Below are 20,229 nucleotides of genomic sequence, written 5' to 3'. Positions count from 1 at the left end.
TTTTACTCCGTTTTACTTAACAAAATGAGTGTAATCGTTTACATCTGTGTGAGCGGGATCGCCGATCACCGGGCAAAACTCTCCTACACTGCAGTGGTTTTCAGCGTGAATGCAGGGAGAAGTGAAGCATGCTCAGGGAGATAGTGGCCCGTCAGGATTGGCAGACCCAGGGGATCACCGCCGTGAACCGGTTGCCAGCCCATACCCCCTTGTCCAGTTGGCGCAGTGAAGGGGAAGCCAGGATGGGGGGGTTGTCACCTTCCCGCCTGCTGCTGGACGGCGAGTGGCAGTTCTCCTGGTTCGAGGCCCCGGAGCGGGTGCCGGAGCAGTGGCTGGTAGAGGATCTGCCGGATGCCTGCCCCATCAAGGTGCCGGGCAACTGGCAACTGGCTGCGGCCTATCCGGGGGCGCGGCCCGTCACGGATGTGCCCATCTACACCAACATCAAGTACCCCTTTCCCTGCGACCCGCCCCGGGTGCCTGCCGAGAATCCCACCGGTTGCTACTCCCGCGAGTTCACCGTTGCTGCGGACTGGCTGGCCGAGGGGCAGACCCGGATCATCTTCGACGGAGTGGACAGCGCGTTTCACCTCTTCTGCAACGGCCGCTGGGTCGGTTACTCCCAAGACAGCCGGCTGCCGGCGGAATTCGATCTGACCCCCTTCCTTCAGGGCGGGGCCAACCGCCTCGCCGTCCTGGTGCTGCGCTGGTCTGACGGCTCCTATCTGGAAGATCAGGACATGTGGCGCATGAGCGGCATCTTCCGCTCCGTCAGCCTGCTGCACAAACCGGCCCGTCATCTGATGGATATCCGAGTGACGCCCGAGCTCGACGCCTGCTACCGGGATGCCCGCCTCAAGGTTGAATTGCAGGCGGCCAACGGAGCCGGTCTGTCGGTGGAGGCCAACCTCTATGATGGCGACGAGCGGGTGGCGACCCTGCGCCAGCAGATTGGCACCCAGGCCATCGACGAGAAAGGGGTGTATGACGATCGCGCTGAGTTGTGGCTGACGGTAACGGCGCCACACAAGTGGAGCGCCGAGAACCCGCACCTCTATCGCCTGACCCTGACCCTGCTGGACGAGCAGGGAAGCGTCCTCGAGAGCGAGGCCCATGACGTGGGCTTTCGGGCGGTGGAGATCCGTGGCGGCCTGCTGCGGGTCAACGGCCAACCCCTGCTGATTCGTGGTGCCAATCGCCATGAACACCATCCCGCCACGGGTCACGTGGTGACCCCGGCCGACATGGAGCAGGATCTGCTGCTGATGAAGCGGCACAACTTCAACGCGGTGCGCTGCTCCCACTATCCCAATCACCCCGAGCTCTATCGCCTGTGCGACCGGCTCGGCCTCTATGTGGTGGACGAGGCGAACCTGGAGACCCACGGCATGACCCCCATGGGGCGGCTGGCGCGGGATCCCGCCTGGAGCAACGCCTTCCTGGAGCGGGTCACCCGCATGGTGGCCAGGGACTTCAACCACCCCTGCATCATCATCTGGTCCCTGGGGAACGAATCCGGTTATGGTCCGGCCCACGACGCCATGTATCGCTGGGTGAAGGGGGCGGATCCCAGCCGCCCGGTGCAGTACGAAGGGGGCGGGGCCGACACCCCGGCCACCGACATCATCTGCCCCATGTATGCCCGTACCCATCAGGATCAACCCTTCCCGGCGGTGCCCAAGTGGGCGCTGGCCAAGTGGATCGGCCTGCCGGAAGAGACCCGGCCGCTGATCCTGTGCGAATACGCCCACGCCATGGGCAACAGCCTGGGGGGCTATGCCCATTACTGGCAGGCATTTCGCGATCATCCGCGGCTGCAGGGTGGGTTTGTCTGGGATTGGGTCGATCAGGGGCTGGACAAGCAGACCGACGATGGCCGCCATTTCTGGGCCTATGGTGGCGATTTTGGCGACACTCCCAACGATCGCCAGTTCTGCTGCAACGGCCTGCTGTTCCCCGATCGCACCCCCCATCCCTCCTTGTTTGAAGCCCGGCGTGCCCAGCAGCCCTTCGTTCTGACCCTGCAGGGTCGCCAGCCGCTGACGGTGGAGATCCGCAGCGAATACCTGTTCCGCGAGACGGACAACGAACGCCTGCTGTGGCGTCTGTGTGAAGACGGCGTGGTGGTGAGCCAGGGTGAATGCCCGCTCGAGCTGGCCCCCCGGGGGAGCGTGACGCTGACCCTGTTGGAGCAACTGCCGGCCTTTGCGCCGGGGGCGCTCGCCTGGCTGGATCTCGCCATCGTGCAGCCCACCGCCACGGCCTGGGCCGGAGCGGGTCACGAGGTGGCTCGCCAGCAATGCCTGTTGCCCGCGCCCCTGGCGCTGCCGTCGGCCTGCCCGGCGGTCAGCCTGACCGAGCAGCGCGATCACTGGGTGCTTGGCGCCGCAGATTCCCTGTGGCAGCTCGACAAGGCCAGTGGTCGCATCGTCAGCTGGCAGAAGCAGGGCCGCGAGCGGCTGCGCGACGCCATCGCCGATCATTTCTATCGGGCGCCGCTCGACAACGATATCGGCACCAGCGAGGCGGATCACGCCGATCCCAACGCCTGGATTGCCCGCTGGCAGGAGGCCGGACTCAATGATCTGCAGCACCGCTGTCTCGGCCTGGAGGCGAGTCCGGAGCTGGGTCTTATCACGGCGCACCACGGCTACTTCGTGGGTGACGAGCCGAAGATCCTGACCCGCTGGCATCACAGGGTGGACGGGGAGGGCGCCATGCACCTCGCCATCGAGGTGGAGGTGGCCGCCGACATGCCCTCCCTGCCGCGCATCGGTGCCCGGCTCTGGCTGGCCGATGAACCGGCCGAAGGTGCCCCGGTGAGCTGGCTGGGGCTTGGCCCCCACGAGAATTACCCGGATCGCCGGCTCGCCGCCGATCTCGGTCGCTGGCAATTGCCCATCGAGGCGTTGCACACCCCTTATGTCTTCCCCACCGACAACGGACTGCGCTGCGATACCCGCGCACTGCAACTGGGGGATCTGGCGGTGGAGGGGCACTTCCACTTCAGCGTCAGCCGCTACAGTCAGCAGCAACTGGCCGAAGCCCGTCACCAGACCGATCTGGTGGCCCTGGGGGGCACGCACCTGTGCCTCGATGGCTTCCACATGGGGGTAGGAGGCGACGACTCCTGGAGCCAGAGCGTGCGGCCCGAGTTCTGGCTGTTGCCGGGGCGTTATCACTGGCACTGCCGTCTGAGCTAGCCGGACCCGCCGTCGCGAGATGGCGAGACTCAAAGGCGGTTTCTCACGTAACTATTTAATTTTTAACAATATTACGGCTATGTAACAGAGTGTAAACGTTTTCATTTTGTTGCCAGGATCACAGACCGCCTCACAACAAACTGATTACATTAGGCTGGCGCCAGCTCAAACGGTGTACAGCATTCCCTACAAAAAACAGATAGAGATCGGAGCATAACAATGAAAAAACTCACGACAGTTGCCACCTTGCTGATGGGACTGATGGCGGGAGCCCAAGCCCAGGCCGATACCCGTATCGGGGTCACCGTCTACAAGTACGACGACAACTTCATGGCCGTGGTACGCAAGGCCATCGAGAAAGAAGCGGCGGCCACCCCGGGTGTGGAACTGCTGATGAACGACTCCCAGAACGACCAGTCCAAGCAGAACGACCAGATCGACGTGCTGCTGGCCAAGGGCGTGAAGGCTCTGGCCATCAACCTGGTTGACCCGGCGGCGGCCCCTGTCGTGATTGAGAAAGCCCGTGCGGACGAGATCCCCGTGGTCTTCTACAACAAGGAACCGAGCGCGGCCGACCTGGCCAGCTATGACAAGGCCTACTACGTTGGCACCGACTCCAAGGAGTCCGGAATCATTCAGGGCCAGCTGATCGCCAAGCACTGGAAAGCGCACCCCGAGTGGGATCTGAACAAGGATGGCGTCATCCAGTTCGTGCTGCTCAAGGGTGAGCCTGGTCACCCGGATGCGGAAGCCCGCACCACCTACGTCGTCAAGACCTTGAACGATGGCGGCATCAAGACCGAGCAGCTGCACATGGATACCGGTATGTGGGATACCGCCATGGCCAAGGACAAGATGGACGCCTGGATCTCCGGTCCGAACGCCAACAAGATCGAAGTGGTCATCGCCAACAACGACGGCATGGCGATGGGCGCCGTGGAATCCCTGAAGGCCCAGGGCAAGACCGCCATCCCGGTGTTCGGTGTTGACGCCCTGCCGGAAGCCCTGGCCATGGTCAAGAGCGGTGCCATGGCTGGTACCGTGCTGAACGATGCGGCCAACCAGGCCAAGGCCACCTTCGAGCTGACCAAGAACCTGGCCGAAGGCAAGCCGGCCGGTGAAGGCACCAACTGGAAGATCGACAACAAGGTCGTCCGCGTTGCCTACGTGGGCGTAGACAAAGACAACCTGTCCCAATTCGAGTAATTCCTCCCCTCAGGGCAAGGGAGATCCCCTTGCCCTCTTTTCAACCAGATGTGATGGCTGATATGACAACACGGCAACAATCAGAATGGCTGTTGGAGATGATTGACGTCAGTAAGAGCTTTCCTGGCGTCAAGGCACTCGATAATGTCAATTTACGGGTCCGTCCTCATTCTGTGCATGCGTTGATGGGCGAGAATGGCGCAGGGAAGTCCACGCTGCTCAAGTGCCTGTTCGGCATCTACGAGAAGGATCAGGGCAAGATCTTCTTCAAGGGACAGGAGATCAACTTCACCTCATCCAAAGAGGCGCTGGAGAATGGCGTTTCCATGGTGCACCAGGAGCTGAACCTGGTACTGCAACGCACCGTGATGGACAACATGTGGCTCGGCCGCTATCCCACCAAGGGACTGTTTGTCGACCACGGCAAGATGTATCAGGACACCAAGCATATCTTCGAGGAGCTGGACATCGACATCGACCCCAGGGTCAAGGTCGGCACCCTGTCGGTTTCCCAGATGCAGATGATCGAGATTGCCAAGGCATTCTCCTATGACGCCAAGATCGTCATCATGGACGAACCCACCTCCTCCCTGACCGAGAAAGAGGTCAATCACCTCTTCAAGATCATCAACAAGCTCAAGGAGAAGGGGTGCGGCATCGTCTACATCTCCCACAAGATGGAAGAGATCTTCCAGCTCTGTGACGAGATCACCATATTGCGGGATGGCCAGTGGGTGGCGACCCAGCCCCTCAAGGGCATGACCATGGATCAGATCATCGGCATGATGGTCGGCCGCGAGCTCACCCAGCGCTTCCCGGAAAAAACCAACCAGCCCAAAGAGGTGATCCTCGAGGTCGAGCACCTGACGGCCAAGAACCAGCCTTCCATCAAGGACGTGACCTTCAACCTGCACAAGGGGGAGATCCTCGGCATCGCCGGTCTGGTGGGGGCCAAGCGCACCGACATCGTGGAGACCCTGTTCGGCATCCGCGATCGCAGCGAAGGGACCATCAAGCTGCACGGCAAAGAGGTGGCGAACCACAACGCCCACGAGGCGATCCAGAACGGCTTCGCCCTGGTGACCGAGGAGCGCCGCTCCACCGGGATCTATTCACGCCTCGACATCGCCTTCAACTCCCTGATCGCCAACATGGACAACTACAAGGGATCCATGGGGCTGCTCAGCGACAACAAGATGAAGAGCGATACCCAGTGGGTCATCGACTCCATGCGGGTCAAGACACCGACCCAGCAGACCCAGATCGGCTCCCTCTCCGGTGGCAACCAGCAGAAGGTGATCATCGGTCGCTGGCTGCTGACCCAGCCCGAGATCCTGATGCTGGATGAACCGACCCGGGGTATCGACGTCGGCGCCAAGTTCGAGATCTACCAGCTCATCCTGGAGCTGGCGAAGAAGGACAAGGGCATCGTCATCATCTCCTCCGAAATGCCGGAACTGCTCGGCATCACGGACCGCATCATGGTCATGAGCAATGGCCGGGTCGCGGGGATCGTCAACACCAAAGAAACTGACCAGAGCGAGATCCTGCGCCTGGCATCTCTGTACCTATAAAGACAGGAAGACATTATGGAGTCGGCTAAAAATTTCAATCTGATGCAGGCGCTCAAAGAGAACGGCATCTACGTGGTGTTGCTGGTGTTGCTCATGATCATCGTGATCAAGGAGCCCTCCTTCCTCAGCCTCACCAACCTCAGCAACATCCTGACCCAGTCCTCGGTACGGGTCATCATTGCCCTCGGGGTGGCGGGCATCATCATCACCCAGGGTACTGACCTGTCGGCCGGTCGTCAGGTCGGTCTGGCGGCGCTGATCGCGGCCACCATGCTGCAGGCCCTGACCAACGTCAACAAGGTCTTCCCCACCCTGGGGGAGGTGCCCATTCCGGCGGTGATCCTGCTGGTGTGCGTGGTGGGCGCCCTGATTGGTCTGGTCAACGGCCTGATCGTCGCCTACCTGAACGTGACGCCCTTCATCACCACCCTGGGCACCATGATCATCGTCTACGGCATCAACTCCCTCTATTTTGACTCCGTGGGGGCTTCCCCGGTAGCCGGGTTTGATCCTCGTTTCTCCAACTTTGCGCAGGGCTTCATCCGGATTGGCGGGTTCAAGCTCTCGTACCTGACCTTCTATGCGGCCATCGCCAGCGTCTTCGTCTGGGTGCTGTGGAACAAGACCCGCTTTGGCAAGAACATCTTCGCCATCGGTGGCAACCCGGAAGCGGCCAAGGTGTCCGGCGTCAACGTCGCCGTCAACCTGGTGGTCATCTATGCCCTGGCCGGTGTCTTCTACGCCTTCGGCGGCATGCTGGAAGCGGGGCGGATCGGCAGTGCCACCAACAACCTCGGCTTCATGTACGAGCTGGATGCCATCGCGGCCTGCGTGGTGGGGGGCGTTTCGTTTGCCGGCGGTGTGGGAACTGTCGCGGGTGTGATCACCGGCGTACTTATCTTCACGCTGATCAACTATGGTTTGACCTACATCGGTGTCAGCCCTTACTGGCAGTTCATCATCAAGGGCGGCATCATCATCCTGGCGGTAGCCCTGGACTCCATGAAGTACGCCAAGAAGAAGTAAGCATTGGCAGGGAGGGCCGGGTCATCCCGGCCCTTTCTCTTTGGAGGGACCCATACCATGGCATTCAAAGTCAAAATCAACGTACTGTTGCTGCTCGCCATTCTGGTCACCATCGGTACCGCCTGGTTCAGCGTCAACCATTTCATCAGCGGCTACATCCGCACCCAGGCTACCCAGAACATCAACGAGCAGATCACCCTGGTCAGGGAGAAGCTGGCGGGTGACATCAACCAGAAGGTGCTGCTGGCCGCCAACCTCAACCTCGGGGTGACCAGCGTCAAGAAGGCGCTGCAGGAGACCGGCTTTCACAACATCGTCAAGCTCATTGGCGACATGGCATTCGACGCGAACGGGGTCATCGACGACAAGGCCAGGGTTGACGCCCTGCGCAAGCTGATCCCCGCCGCCAACAACCAGATCACCGTCAGCCCGCTGGAGCAGCTGGACGGCAAACCCGTCATCTCCATCCTGGTGCCGCGCGGTGCCGACTCCGCCTACCTCTACTACCTCGACATGAGCGAGTTCAAGACGCTGCTGACCAAGGCAAGCGGGGAAGGGCGTTACTTCTCCCTCACCGACAGTCAGGGACAGGTGCTCTACAGCAGCAAGCCCCAGGGAGAGAGCGAGAGCCGCCCCAACAAGCTGGATATTCGCGGCAGCGAGTGGACCCTGACCGGTTATGTGGATCTCGACTATATCCGGGCCATGACCCAGGCGCTCAACGGCAAGATCACCCTGGCCCTGCTCGGGGTGGCGGCGCTGGTACTGGCCCTCTCCATGGTGGCCCTCAATCTGGCCTATAGACCCATCCTCTCCCTGCGCGACCTGGTGCAGGAGCTCTCCCAGGGCAATGGGGATCTGACCCGCCGGCTCACGGTGACCAGCAAGGATGATCTCGGCCAGATCTCGGCGGGCATCAACCGTTTCATCGAGCAGTTGCAGGGCATGATGGGGGAGGTGAGACAAGCGAGCGGCCAGCTCAATGAAGGGATATCGGCATTGGCGAGGCAGACGGGGTCGGCCCAGGGCCTGCTGGCGGAGCATGTGCGGGAGACCGAACAGGTGGTCACCGCCATCAACGAGATGAGCCGTACTGCCGTCTCGGTATCGGAGAGCGCGGCCAATACTGCCCAGCTGACCGGCCAGAGCCAGCAACTGGCCAACCAGTCGCGTCAGGTGGTGGATCAGGCCATGGCCAGCGTCACTGCGCTGGTGACGGAGGTGGAGGCCACGGCACACTCCATCGAAGCCATGCAGCAGGATGTGCAGCAGATAGGCTCGATTCTCGGGGTCATCGGTGGCATCGCAGAGCAGACCAACCTGCTGGCCCTCAACGCCGCCATCGAGGCGGCCCGGGCTGGTGAACAGGGGCGGGGGTTTGCGGTGGTGGCGGACGAAGTGCGCTCTCTGGCGGGACGCACCCAGAAGAGCACTGCCGAGATCCAGACCATGCTGACCCGGCTGCAACGGGGCACCCAGACCGTGGTGGCCGCCATGGGCAACACCCGGCAGAGTTGCCAGGATGCGGCGGAAAACACCAGCAAGGTGAATGCGTCACTGGATCTGATGGCGGGAGAAGTGGTGGAGATCAACGATCTCATCAGCCATATCGCCACGGCCGCGGAGGAGCAAAGTGCCGTTGCCGAGGAGATCAATCGCAACATGAGTGCCATCGCCGAGGTGATCACCCAGCTCAAGGGGAATGGCGAGCGCACCGTGGACAGCTCGAATGCCATGCAGCGCACCTATGACAGGCTGCGGGAGATAGTGGGACACTTCCGGCTGGAATAGCGCCGGCTGTGCGAGTCCCGGGTACCCTGGCCAGCAACATCGTGGCCGGGATGACCCCTCAGCGGGCTGACGTGAAAAATACCCAAAAAAGATGGGGGCGACTTGCGTCGCCCCCGATAGTCTTATCGCTCATATCCTTGAACGAAGTTGCTCCCTGCAATCCCTGACTATACCTCTTCCTTTAGGTTTCCCCTTCCCAATCCTTTGGGGTGTCCTTTAGCCATCATGGCCTGACGAGTCATCCGTTCCCGTCGCACTTTCTCCGTCCTGGGAGGTGTCCTTTACCACATCCTGTGGTGAGTCCATTTGCCCAACCCTGGCAGCCAGTCTTCCTGACCGACTTCATTGCGTCCGTGCAGGAGTAACTATAAGGATTTCGCGCAGGGCGACAATGACATGCTGAAAAACGTTTTTTTCAAACTGGTTTCCCGAGAAAGGATAATGAAGTTATCTTTTTTAAAATCATGGCTTTAATGATCTATTGTGCTGTTTTTTCACGCGCATCTTCCGACTATGGCGAGAATTTTGTTGGCACTTTGCTTACGCAGTCGATGGCGAATGTCTCACAAGGTGTTTAACTGCGGTTCAGAATCCGGGGAGACCGGTCAGTGTCGATCGCAGATGAGGGTGGAGGAGGGCAACGGGCATGATGCAGGTGGCGTGGTCCGGATCCCATTCAGGAGATAAAGGAGGGAAAGCGGGGGTGACCCAAGAGGAGATCGCCTCCCCTTGGGCGAGAGGGTCAGGGGTGCTGGCTGCCACCGTACCATTGGCATAGGTAGGCGGGTACCAGCATCTGGGGTGCCTGGTCAACGTGACAGACCACCAGCGGCATGGCGGGGGCTCCCTGGGCATGCACCAGGGCCGGTGTCATGGGCAGGACCAGGGCGACGAACAGAAACAGCGACGGGATCTTCATGGTTATCTCCTTGGTGACGGGAACGAATGTGACAAGCATCACTTTTTGAGTTAAGGCGAACCCGAAATCGGCGCAAGGTGACTGAAAAAATTCAACTAATGAAAAAACTTTGAATCCCGGTTGCACCCCGGTCGGTGAAAAAGGCGCCATCAGGATGCGTGCAAAATGCATATCCATATAAAAGAGATAGTGCACACGACTTGGCGATGAGGCTCGCCATCTGGCCCGGGCGGGCCGCCATGATCTGGGACAAGAGATGGATTATTCAACGATAAAGGAGCAGGTGATTATTTATGTGAGAGCAAACGGGATGACAAGCGAGGATAAATTCAAAGGTGGGTGAAGTTTATTCAAAAAATGAGCGTTTTGATTTTAATATAATGATTTATTTGATGTTTTTTATTGGTGGCTATCCATTTTTGGATATCATGGGTGAATGGAATTGCGTTCTTTGTGGAATATATTGGGGCCTTATTGCGTATTTATGCCGGATGGAGGGTGAGGGAAATGTCAGATATGTAAACTCCATCATAAATTAACTTCTGAATTTATGCAGTCTCGGGTGAATGTGATCAATGTCCAAGTTTGGTGGAGTTGCCAGACCTAATCTCTGCGTCGAAAGGCAAGGGCAGGATAGAACACAAGCCGAGTACCCTACATAAAGAATATCCCGCCTTAGCCACGAGCCTGAATAGAAGGAATCTATTCAATCACTCGCAGGGACCACTGCTAGACGGAATATCATCATGAGCAAATTTTATGTAGGTTCTGAAGTTGGCCAGTTGCGCCGTGTCATGTTGCACCGCCCCAACCTCAGTCTGAAGCGTCTGACCCCTTCCAACTGCCAGGATCTGCTGTTTGACGACGTCCTGTCCGTGGAACGTGCCGGTCAGGAGCACGACAAATTCGCTCAGGTACTGCGCGATCAGAATGTCGAAGTCTTCCTCCTGACCAATCTGCTGGCGGAAACCCTGGACGTGCCGGAAGCCAAAGCCTGGCTGCTGCAACACCAGGTCTCCGACTATCGCCTCGGCACTGCCCTGGCCAACGACGTGCGCTGCTTCCTGGCGGACATGCCTCACCGCGAGCTGGCCCGCATCCTCTCCGGCGGCCTCACCTACTCCGAGATGCCCTACAGCGGCGTCAACATGGTGGTCGGCATGCATGCCCCGACCGATTTCATCATCGAACCGCTGCCCAACCACCTCTTCACCCGCGACACCTCCTGCTGGGTCTATGGCGGCGTCTCCATCAACCCCATGGCCAAGGCCGCCCGTCGTCGCGAGACCAACCACGTGAAGGCCATCTACCGCTGGCACCCGCAGTTTGCCGGTCAGGAGTTCATCAAGTACTTCGGTGACGAGGAGCGCGACTACGACAACTCCACCATCGAAGGGGGCGACGTTCTGGTCATCGGCCGTGGCGCCGTGCTCATCGGCATGTCCGAGCGCACCACGCCGCAAGGGGTGGAGCATCTGGCCCGCAGCCTGTTCAAGCACGGTCAGGCCAAGCAGGTCATCGCCATGGAGCTGCCGAAACACCGTAGCTGCATGCACCTCGACACCGTCATGACCCACATGGATGTCGACACCTTCTCCGTCTATCCGGAAGTCATCCGTAAGGATGTGAACTGCTGGAGCCTGACCCCGGGCGGTGCCACCGGGATGAACATCAAGGAAGAGGGTTACTTCGTGACCGCCATCGAGAAGGCGCTGGGGGTGGATCAGCTCAGGCTCATCACCACCGGCGGCGACAGCTTCGAGGCCGAGCGGGAGCAGTGGAACGACGCCAACAACGTGCTGACCGTGCGCCCCGGCGTGGTGGTGGGTTACGAGCGCAACACCTACACCAACGAGAAGTACGACAAGGCCGGCATCACTGTGCTGCCCATCCCGGGTGAAGAGCTGGGACGTGGCCGCGGCGGCGCCCGCTGCATGAGCTGCCCGATGGAACGTGACGGCATCTGACAAGACGGCGTGGCGCCGGCAGAGGCTGGCGCCACACACACCCGAACTCGAGAGTAACACCCATGAAAAAACCAACTGTCGTCGTCGCCCTGGGGGGCAATGCCCTGCTCCGCCGCGGTGAACCTCTGGAAGCCGACATCCAGCGCAAGAACATCGCCACCGCCGCCAAGACCATCGCCCGCATCGCCGAGGATTACAACGTGGTGCTGGTGCACGGCAACGGCCCGCAAGTCGGCCTGCTGGCCCTGCAGAACAGCGCCTACACCAAGGTCTCCCCCTATCCCCTGGATGTGCTGGGTGCCGAGTCCCAGGGCATGATCGGCTACATGCTGATCCAGGAGTTGAAGAACCTGATGCCGAGCCGCAACGTCACCGCGCTGCTGACCCAGGTGCAGGTTGATCCCCAGGATCCGGCGTTTGCCAACCCGACCAAGTTTATCGGCCCCGTCTACGAAGAGGCGGAAGCCCGCACCCTGGCTGCCGAGAAGCACTGGGTGGTCAAGGCCGACGGCAAGTTCTTCCGCCGTGTGGTGCCGTCCCCGCTGCCCCAGCGCATCGTCGAAGGCGACGCCATCGAAACCCTGATTGCCCAGGGTCACCTCATCATCTGTACCGGTGGTGGTGGTATCCCGGTGACCTGGGATGGCCAGAGCCTGACCGGCATCGAGGCCGTCATCGACAAGGACATGTCTGCCGCCTACCTGGCCAAGCAGATCAAGGCCGACGCCCTGCTGATCCTGACCGACGCCGATGCAGTGTATCTGGATTGGGGCAAGCCGACCCAGCGTCCGCTGCGGGTCACCAGCCCGGACGAGCTGGCCGGGGTCAAGTTCGACGCCGGCTCCATGGGGCCCAAGGTCGAAGCCTCCTGCGAATTCGTCAAGGCGACCGGCGGCATGGTCGGCATCGGCTCCCTGGAAGATGGCCTCGCCATCCTCAAGGGGGAAGCCGGCACCAACATCGTCGCCACCAATACCGTCAATGCCTGAGCCAAGGCTCTGGTCTGAACAACTGCGTAGTCAATGACACTGCCAAATTGGTCTGAACAAATATAGAGAGAACTCATCATGGCTTTTAATCTGCGTAACCGTAACTTCCTGAAACTGCTGGACTTCACCCCGCGCGAAATCCAATACATGATCGATCTGGCCATCGACCTGAAGAAAGCCAAATACGGTGGCTATGAGCGCAAGCATCTGGTCGGCAAGAACATTGCCCTGATCTTCGAGAAGACCTCCACCCGCACCCGCTGTGCGTTTGAAGTGGCAGCCTTCGACCAGGGCGCCCAGGTCTCCTACCTCGGCCCGAGCGGTTCCCAAATCGGTCACAAGGAGTCCATGAAGGACACCGCCCGGGTGCTGGGCCGCATGTATGACGGCATCGAATACCGCGGCTACGGCCAGGAGATCGTCGAAGAGCTGGGGGCCCACGCCGGTGTGCCGGTCTGGAACGGCCTGACCAACGAATTCCACCCGACCCAGATCCTGGCGGACTTCATGACCATGCTGGAGCACGGCAAGGGCAAACGTCTGGATCAGATCAAGTTCGCCTACCTGGGTGACGCCCGCAACAACATGGGCAACTCCCTGATGGTGGGTGCCGCCAAGATGGGCATGGACATCCGTCTGGTGGCGCCGAAAGCCTTCTGGCCGGAAGAGGAGCTGGTTGCCACCTGCCGCCTCATCGCCGAAGAGACCGGTGCGCGCATCCACCTGACCGAAGACGTGAAAGAGGGTGTGCTGGGTGCCGACTTCCTCTACACCGACGTCTGGGTCTCCATGGGTGAAGCGAAGGAAGCCTGGGATCAACGGGTGAAACTGATGACCCCGTATCAGGTCAACATGGACGTCATCAACGCGACCAAGAACCCGGATGTAAAGTTCATGCACTGCCTGCCGGCGTTCCACAACGACGAGACCACCATGGGCAAGGAAGTAGCCGACAAATATGGCATGAAGGGCCTGGAAGTGACCGAGGACGTGTTCGAATCCGAGCACAGCATCGTGTTCGACGAGGCGGAAAACCGGATGCACACCATCAAGGCAGTGATGGTGGCTACGCTGGGCGACTGACGTCGTCAGTGGTGCCGGGGGGTGACCCCCGGCTTTTCAACCATGTGACAGCGGCATAATACCTCCAACCCTACGACCCGCAGCCTGCATGGATACCACACCCACAGAAGGAAGCTGGACCATGACCAAATTCAAGTTCCCGTCAGCCTACACGATACTGTTTGTGCTGATCGCCCTGGTGGCCGCCCTGAGCTGGATAGTGCCGGCCGGCAAATACGAGATGACCATGAACGAGGCCCTCGGCAAGGAAGTGCCGGTGGCCGGTACCTACAAACTGGTGGATGCCAATCCCCAGGGGATCGTCGACGTGCTGCTGGCACCCATCGACGGTCTCTACAACCACGACACCTACGAGGCTGGCGCCATCGACGTCTCCCTCTTCATCCTGATCATCGGTGGCTTCCTTGGCATCGTGACCAAGACAGGTGCCATCGATGCCGGCATCGAGCGCGTCACCGATCGCCTGCGTGGCCGTGAAGAGTGGATGATCCCCATCCTGATGGCGCTGTTCGCCGCAGGGGGTACCATCTACGGCATGGCGGAAGAGTCCCTGCCATTCTACACCCTGCTGGTGCCGGTAATGATGGCCGCCCGCTTCGACCCCGTGGTCGCTGCCGCGACCGTGCTGCTGGGGGCCGGTATCGGTACCCTGGGCTCCACCATCAACCCGTTCGCCACCGTGATCGCCGCCAACGCGGCCGGCATCTCCTTCACCGACGGCATCTGGTTGCGGGTCGCCATGCTGGTGGCCGGCTGGCTGATCTGCGTGGCCTATGTGATGCGTTACGCCAAGATGGTGCGAAGCGACCCCAGCAAATCCCTGGTGGCCGACAAGTGGGAAGAGAACCGTGCCCACTTCCTCGGCAACAAGAGCGACCAGATGCTGGAGTTCACCACCACCCGCAAGATCGTGCTGGGTATCTTCGTCGCCGCCTTTGCCGTGATGATCTACGGGGTGGCCGTGCTGGGCTGGTGGATGGCGCAGATCTCCGGCGTGTTCCTGGCTGCCGCCATCATCGTCGGCGTCATCTCCCGCATGAGCGAGGAGGAGCTGACCTCCAACTTCATCGACGGTGCTCGTGACCTGCTCGGCGTGGCCCTCATCATCGGTATCGCCCGCGGTATCGTGGTGGTGATGGACAACGGCATGATCACCCACACCATTTTGCACAGTGCAGAGGGGATAGTGACCGGCCTCTCCACCATCGTCTTCATCAACGTGATGTTCGTGCTGGAAGTGGTGCTCTCCTTCCTGGTGCCCTCTTCCTCCGGTCTGGCGGTGCTGACCATGCCGATCATGGCGCCGCTTGCCGACTTCGCCAACGTGGGTCGCGAGCTGGTGGTCACCGCCTACCAGTCCGCCTCCGGCCTGGTGAACCTGGTGACCCCGACCTCCGCCGTGGTCATGGGGGGGCTGGCCATTGCCAAGGTGCCCTATGTGCGCTGGCTGAAGTGGGTGGCCCCGCTGCTCGGCATGCTGACCGTGCTGATCGTGCTCTGCCTGAGCCTGGGCGCCGTGCTGGCATGAATGCCGACAGAGATAGGGACAACAACGGGAGCCTGGGGCTCCCGTTTTTGATGGCAGGCAAGGCGGGGCGCCCGGCCTCTCCCGTGGCCTGACTCCTTGCCGCGCGGGCAACAAAAAGGCGACCCCAGGGTCGCCTTCTGGCATCCAGCAGGGGTCAGCGGGCGTTTTCCAGGGTGCGCACCACGGCGGCGTGAGCCTGGCGGGTTCGGCTGATGTGGCGCGGGGCGATCAGTACCACGTCGTTGCCGGCCACGGCCCCCAGGATCTCGGGATTGGCGTTGCGATCCAGCAGGCGAGCCACCACGGTAGCGGCCCCCGGGGTGGTATGCACCAGCACCATCTGCTGGTTGTGGACCACGGCGCGCACCATGTCGTGGATGGAGCGGGTGCTGCCGGCGGGCTCCAGCTGCTCGTCCACCAGGGTGTAGACCTTCTTGCCGTTGGCGTTCTGGGCCTTGGCGACCCCGAGACGGCGCAGCAGGCGGGAGATGGTGGACTGGCTGATGTCCGCAAAACCGCGGGCGGAGAGCTCGCGGCGGATCTCCTCCTGGGTGCTGTAACAGTGCTGGCCGATGATCTGGCGGCAGGCGTCGAGCTGGGCCAGGTCGGACTCTGGTTCTGCTGGGCGGCTGAGGGTGTTGACCATGGCGACTTCCTTTGGCGATGAGCGATGGCGGTCTCGCCCAGTCTGTCGTTCCGGCTTTTCATAGCGAAAAACACTAATGAGGAGCACTCAAGCAGGGGATGAGCGAGGTATATCCATTACGGGATGGCAAATTATAACCAAAGGGGGAATAAGTGATGTGACAGGGTTCAAAAATGGGCCCGATGGGGCCCACATGGATATCCTTTGTCGGCAGGAAATCAGTAGCGTTCGCTGACGATGTCCTGGGTGAAGGACTTCTCGCAGTATTTGCACTTCATCCGCACCGCCCCTTTCACCTCGCGCACCCGGAAGTAGCTCTCCACCGGTTCGTTGTGGGAGATGCAGTTGGAGTTGGGGCAGTGGAAGACCCCTTCGATGAACTCCGGCAGCGCCAGTTGGTGCTTCTTCACCACCACGAAGTCTTCGATGATGTTGACGGTCGCCTTGGGGGCGAACAGGGCGAGCTGGTTGGCCTGCTGCTCGGTCAGACGGGTGTTCTCGATCTTGATGAGATCCTTCTTGCCGAGGGCGCCGGATTTGAGGTTGAAGCCGACGGTGATCCGCTCCTGGGTCTCGATCAGCTGGAACAGCTTGAGGATCTTGATGCCCTGGCCGGCGGGGACGTGGTCGATGACGGAGCCGTGGCGGATGGCTTCGACTTGCAGTTGGTTCTTCTCGGACATGATGTTCCCCTTTCCCTTAGACGGTTTCGTTCAGTACCAGTGCCAGCAGTGCCTGGCGGGCATAGACCCCGTTCTCCGCCTGCTGGAAGTAGTAGGCGTGGGGGGTCTTGTCGACGGCGACCTCGATCTCGTCAACCCGGGGCAGGGGATGGAGGATCTTCATGGTGGGCTTGGCCCCTTCCAGGGTCGCCAGCTCCAGCACGAACTTGGCGGCCATGTGCTTGTACTCGGTCTCGTCGAAGCGCTCCTTCTGGACGCGGGTCATGTAGAGGATGTCGAGCTCCGGCATCACCTCTTCCATGGTCTCGTGCACGCTGAAGCGGATGCCTTTCTCTTCCAGCTCCTCGCAGAGGTAGTCCGGCATGGCCAGGGCTTCCGGGGAGATGAAGAAGAAGCGGCAGTTGAACAGGCTCAGGGCCTGGGCCAGGGAGTGGACGGTGCGGCCGTACTTCAGGTCACCGACGAAGGCGACGTTGAGGCCGTCCAGCTTGCCTTGGGTCTCGTGGATGGAGAAGAGGTCGAGCAGGGTCTGGGTGGGATGCTGGTTGGAGCCGTCACCGCCGTTGATGACCGGCACCCGGGAGAACTCGGAGGCCAGACGGGCTGCCCCTTCCTTCGGGTGGCGCATCACCACCGCATCGGTGTAGGAGCTGATGATCTTGATGGAGTCGGCCAGAGTCTCGCCCTTCTTGGCGCTGGTGTTGCCGCCGTCAGCGAAGCCGATGATGTTGCCGCCCAGGCGCTGGACCGCGGTCTCGAAGGAGAGACGGGTGCGGGTGGAGGCTTCGAAGAAGCAACTGGCGACCAGCTTGTCTTTCAGCAGGCGGCTGTCGGGTTCGGCCTTCAACCGCTGTGCGGTGGCGACCACCAGTTCCATGTCGGACCGGGTCAGATCCGAGATGGAGATGACGTGTTTGTTATAGAGTGGATTGGTCATCGTCTGCATTCCCTTTGGCATCAATGAAGGTTTTTCCGGCACAAAAAAAAGCCCCTGAAACAGGGGCTCTTTTCAAAAAAAACGGGGGATCTGTGGGACGGGAACCGGAAACAACGGGGCCGCTCTGGTGCGCTCCACCCGTCTGCAAGGCTGCTTTTTTCATCAAAAACGGCATTGTCCTGTCCCGACCTTTTTCAAAACCGCACCGATTATAGGGCTGGTTTTTGAATTGTCAAAAATTTATTTCAGAGGCAGGATTTGGCCAGAAAAACGTTTAAGTGTCGCGAACTGGTCGACAAATCCAGAGTGCGTGCTGCGCCTGCAAGGGGGCGCCATCGGCGGCCATGCTGCGCAGGTAGCCGAGCCTGTGGTGCCCCTCCAGCAGGCAGTAGGGATGGGGCAGGGGGTGACCGTCCGGGTAGCAGGTTCCCGGGGCGGTGGCGAGGACGATGACAGGCTCGGACCAGGTGCCCCGGCGCAGCATGTCATCGCCGAGCCAGGAGCGGCGCACGTAGCGGTTGCTGCGCAGCATCTCGCCCCAGCGATCGATCACCTCCATGTGGCGGGAGTCTATCTGCTCGATAATCTGCGCGGTGGGCCAGTGCTCGCACTCAAACTGGTGGCTGGCGAGATCGATAAAGCTCCAGTTGGATTCAAAACCGCGCCAATGACGGTAAATCCACTGGGCGAGCACATTGGAGGGAATGGAGGGCACCAGGGGAGAGACTCTGTCCAGATAGTCGGCCAGGGTCTCCGTCTTGCGCTCATCCCGGAAGTTGAGGGGCGCAAGCTGTTGCAGCAGTCGGTAATTGAGCATGGGCAGCCTCCCTGAGCCTGGTTTCACCCTACCCCCATTTGTGTCCCATTCCTACCCCGTCGGGGCTGCAAATACAGCAGCTTACCCCCGCTCCTTGTTGGAATTGCGGGGATCTGCTCGTCATTTGTTCGATCGCATCGAAAGTGAGAAAAAAAGCCTTTACCTTTGACCTCCGCTTTGTATACTACGCCTCGTTTGTTGCAGGGGCGTAGTTCCAATTGGTAGAACAGCGGTCTCCAAAACCGATGGTTGCGGGTTCGAGTCCTGCCGCCCCTGCCATTTTTCAGAAAGGCCAGCTCATTGAGCTGGCCTTTCGCATTTCCGGCGTTTGCCACCGCCTCCGTTAGCCTCTTTTCCCCGCTTCGCCGCTGCCATTTCTGCCAATGGAGGCCGCTTTTCCCCTGTGCTACACCTTGCTTCCTGCCAGATGGCGCCCTCAGGCGCATCGCATCCGGCGGGCCCAAGGCGCTTCAACAAGGAGAGAGCGATGAACAAGGCAGTGGATACGCGTCACCCCCATGCCCATGCCGGTGGCTGGGTCCCCCGGGATCAGGCCCATGTGGCGCGCTGGGTACAGCGGCTGCGTCAGGCGGTCACCCGCCAGCCTCGCCCGCTGGTGGCCCCGATCGCCGGATTGAAGGCGCTGGTGGAGCAGGATCCTCTCCTGCATCAGCAGGCCCAGGGGATGTTTGACGAGGCGTGGCAGCACGAGCACAGCACGCCGCTCGGTCAGGTCCAGGTGCGCAGCTTCGATGAGTTCCTGCAGCTGCTCAACGGCATCATGACCACGGCCCCGGAAGCCTATCAGGATGTGCAGACCCAGGAGCCCGCCGGGCTGATCGGATTCCCCATCAATGCCCTGCTCAACTGGCCCATGGCGACGGCCGCCGGGTACGACTTTTTCGCCAATGCGCTGGTGAACCAGCAATTGCGCAAGATCCTCGGTTACTGGGCCGACTTCCTGCAAAGTCCCGCGTTCCGTTATGTGCTGACCGAGTCGGTGAGCCCCCTGGATCGCCAGACCCTGATCGTCCCCTGGCTGGGTGACGTGGCGAAACGGGAGATGGTCAAGGTGGCGCAGGGGGCGCTCGGGGCCGGCGACAACCCCACCCCAGAGCGCTTCGAGGGGATCTTCCACACCGCGCAGGGAGAGGAATACGAGGGCTTCGCCAGCTGGGACGACTTCTTCACCCGCCGCTTCTGCCCCGGCGTGCGGCCGGTGACGGCCCCGGACGATGACAGCGTGATCGCCAACGCCTGCGAGTCGGCCCCGCTGCAGGTGGTGACCGGGGTAAGACGGCAGGACGCCTTCTGGCTCAAGGGGCAGCCCTATTCCCTGGACAACCTGCTGGACTTCGACCCGCGCGCCGCCGCGTTCGAGGGGGGCACCCTCTATCAGGCCTTCCTCAGCGCCCTCAGCTATCACCGCTGGCACAGCCCGGTGAGCGGCACGGTGCGCTCGGTCAAGGTGGTCAACGGCAGCTACTACCTGGCCAACCGCCACCAGGGTTTCGACAGCCCGGCGGGGCCCGACCCCAGCGCCCCGAACCAGTCCCAGCCCTTCCTCACCGCGGTGGCGACCCGGGCACTCATCTTCATCGAGGCGGACAACCCCAAAATCGGCCTGATGTGCGTGGTGCCGGTGGGCATGGCCGAGGTGTCGAGCTGCGAGGTGACGGTGCAGCCGGGGCAGCGGATCGCGAAGGGGGAGCAGCTCGGCATGTTCCACTTCGGCGGCTCCACCCACTGCCTGCTGTTTCGCCCCGGTGTCGAGCTGGCGTTCGACTTCTACGGCCAGCAGCCGGGGCTGGAGGCGACCAACCCGAGGATCAACACGGCGCTGGCGCGGGTCAAATAACC

General features: G+C 61.1%; 15 protein-coding genes and 1 tRNA gene. 11 read left to right on the top strand and 5 right to left on the bottom strand.

What is annotated here, in order from left to right:
• Positions 1–128: 128 nt before the first annotated feature.
• The 5 genes from AB5Y64_RS17930 to AB5Y64_RS17910 all read left to right on the top strand — a co-directional run bounded on the left by AB5Y64_RS17930 (position 129) and on the right by AB5Y64_RS17910 (position 8,800).
• Positions 129–3,203 carry a beta-galactosidase gene (locus AB5Y64_RS17930; RefSeq protein WP_039039636.1) on the top strand — a complete coding sequence of 1,025 codons (3,075 nt, stop codon included), beginning with the start codon at positions 129–131 and terminating at the stop codon, positions 3,201–3,203.
• A gap of 219 nt (positions 3,204–3,422) precedes the next feature.
• The gene (gene mglB / locus AB5Y64_RS17925) at positions 3,423–4,409 is read left to right on the top strand and encodes a galactose/glucose ABC transporter substrate-binding protein MglB (protein WP_010676016.1); all 987 of its coding nucleotides are present in this window, start codon (positions 3,423–3,425) and stop codon (positions 4,407–4,409) included.
• Between the two features lie 53 nt (positions 4,410–4,462).
• Positions 4,463–5,983, top strand: a complete 1,521-nt coding sequence (gene mglA, locus AB5Y64_RS17920) for a galactose/methyl galactoside ABC transporter ATP-binding protein MglA (RefSeq protein WP_010676015.1) — start codon at positions 4,463–4,465, stop codon at positions 5,981–5,983.
• 15 nt (positions 5,984–5,998) lie between these two features.
• Positions 5,999–7,009 (top strand): galactose/methyl galactoside ABC transporter permease MglC, encoded by a 1,011-nt coding sequence (mglC, locus tag AB5Y64_RS17915; RefSeq protein WP_010676014.1) that lies wholly within the window; start codon positions 5,999–6,001, stop codon positions 7,007–7,009.
• A gap of 57 nt (positions 7,010–7,066) precedes the next feature.
• Positions 7,067–8,800: a methyl-accepting chemotaxis protein gene (locus AB5Y64_RS17910; protein ID WP_368204310.1), complete on the top strand. Its 1,734-nt coding sequence runs from the start codon at positions 7,067–7,069 to the stop codon at positions 8,798–8,800.
• A 742-nt stretch (positions 8,801–9,542) separates the two neighbouring features.
• Here AB5Y64_RS17910 and AB5Y64_RS17905 read toward each other — a convergent pair.
• Positions 9,543–9,719 (bottom strand): hypothetical protein, encoded by a 177-nt coding sequence (locus AB5Y64_RS17905; protein ID WP_102983722.1) that lies wholly within the window; start codon positions 9,717–9,719, stop codon positions 9,543–9,545.
• Between the two features lie 746 nt (positions 9,720–10,465).
• Between AB5Y64_RS17905 and arcA the strand changes: the two genes are divergently transcribed.
• From arcA to AB5Y64_RS17885, 4 genes are all read left to right on the top strand, one after another.
• Positions 10,466–11,686, top strand: a complete 1,221-nt coding sequence (arcA, locus tag AB5Y64_RS17900; protein ID WP_010676011.1) for an arginine deiminase — start codon at positions 10,466–10,468, stop codon at positions 11,684–11,686.
• A gap of 62 nt (positions 11,687–11,748) precedes the next feature.
• Entirely contained in the window at positions 11,749–12,675 is a 927-nt protein-coding gene (arcC, locus tag AB5Y64_RS17895; RefSeq protein ID WP_039039634.1) for a carbamate kinase, read from the top strand.
• A gap of 78 nt (positions 12,676–12,753) precedes the next feature.
• Positions 12,754–13,758 carry an ornithine carbamoyltransferase gene (gene argF / locus AB5Y64_RS17890; protein ID WP_010676009.1) on the top strand — a complete coding sequence of 335 codons (1,005 nt, stop codon included), beginning with the start codon at positions 12,754–12,756 and terminating at the stop codon, positions 13,756–13,758.
• A gap of 121 nt (positions 13,759–13,879) precedes the next feature.
• Positions 13,880–15,286: a YfcC family protein gene (locus AB5Y64_RS17885; RefSeq protein WP_010676008.1), complete on the top strand. Its 1,407-nt coding sequence runs from the start codon at positions 13,880–13,882 to the stop codon at positions 15,284–15,286.
• A gap of 154 nt (positions 15,287–15,440) precedes the next feature.
• Here the strand turns inward: AB5Y64_RS17885 and AB5Y64_RS17880 are convergent, their stop codons facing one another.
• The 4 genes from AB5Y64_RS17880 to AB5Y64_RS17865 form a co-directional block, all read right to left on the bottom strand.
• Positions 15,441–15,932: an arginine repressor gene (locus AB5Y64_RS17880; RefSeq protein ID WP_039039633.1), complete on the bottom strand. Its 492-nt coding sequence runs from the start codon at positions 15,930–15,932 to the stop codon at positions 15,441–15,443.
• A 218-nt stretch (positions 15,933–16,150) separates the two neighbouring features.
• The gene (gene pyrI / locus AB5Y64_RS17875; protein WP_010676006.1) at positions 16,151–16,615 is read right to left on the bottom strand and encodes an aspartate carbamoyltransferase regulatory subunit; all 465 of its coding nucleotides are present in this window, start codon (positions 16,613–16,615) and stop codon (positions 16,151–16,153) included.
• A gap of 16 nt (positions 16,616–16,631) precedes the next feature.
• Positions 16,632–17,552: an aspartate carbamoyltransferase gene (gene pyrB / locus AB5Y64_RS17870; RefSeq protein WP_010676005.1), complete on the bottom strand. Its 921-nt coding sequence runs from the start codon at positions 17,550–17,552 to the stop codon at positions 16,632–16,634.
• 274 nt (positions 17,553–17,826) lie between these two features.
• A complete protein-coding gene (locus AB5Y64_RS17865; RefSeq protein WP_039039632.1) occupies positions 17,827–18,369 on the bottom strand; it encodes a hypothetical protein in 543 nt (180 codons plus the stop codon).
• 202 nt (positions 18,370–18,571) lie between these two features.
• On the opposite strand from AB5Y64_RS17865, the gene AB5Y64_RS17860 reads away from it, so the two are divergent.
• Positions 18,572–18,648 (top strand) — tRNA-Trp (locus AB5Y64_RS17860).
• A gap of 208 nt (positions 18,649–18,856) precedes the next feature.
• Positions 18,857–20,227 carry a phosphatidylserine decarboxylase family protein gene (locus AB5Y64_RS17855; RefSeq protein ID WP_039039631.1) on the top strand — a complete coding sequence of 457 codons (1,371 nt, stop codon included), beginning with the start codon at positions 18,857–18,859 and terminating at the stop codon, positions 20,225–20,227.
• Positions 20,228–20,229: the final 2 nt, after the last annotated feature.

It is taken from the genome of Aeromonas sp. R5-1, assembly GCF_040908265.1.
GTDB lineage: Bacteria > Pseudomonadota > Gammaproteobacteria > Enterobacterales > Aeromonadaceae > Aeromonas > Aeromonas caviae.
Note: the sequence above shows the minus strand (reverse complement) of the source record. Positions and strands in the feature narration are given on the sequence as shown.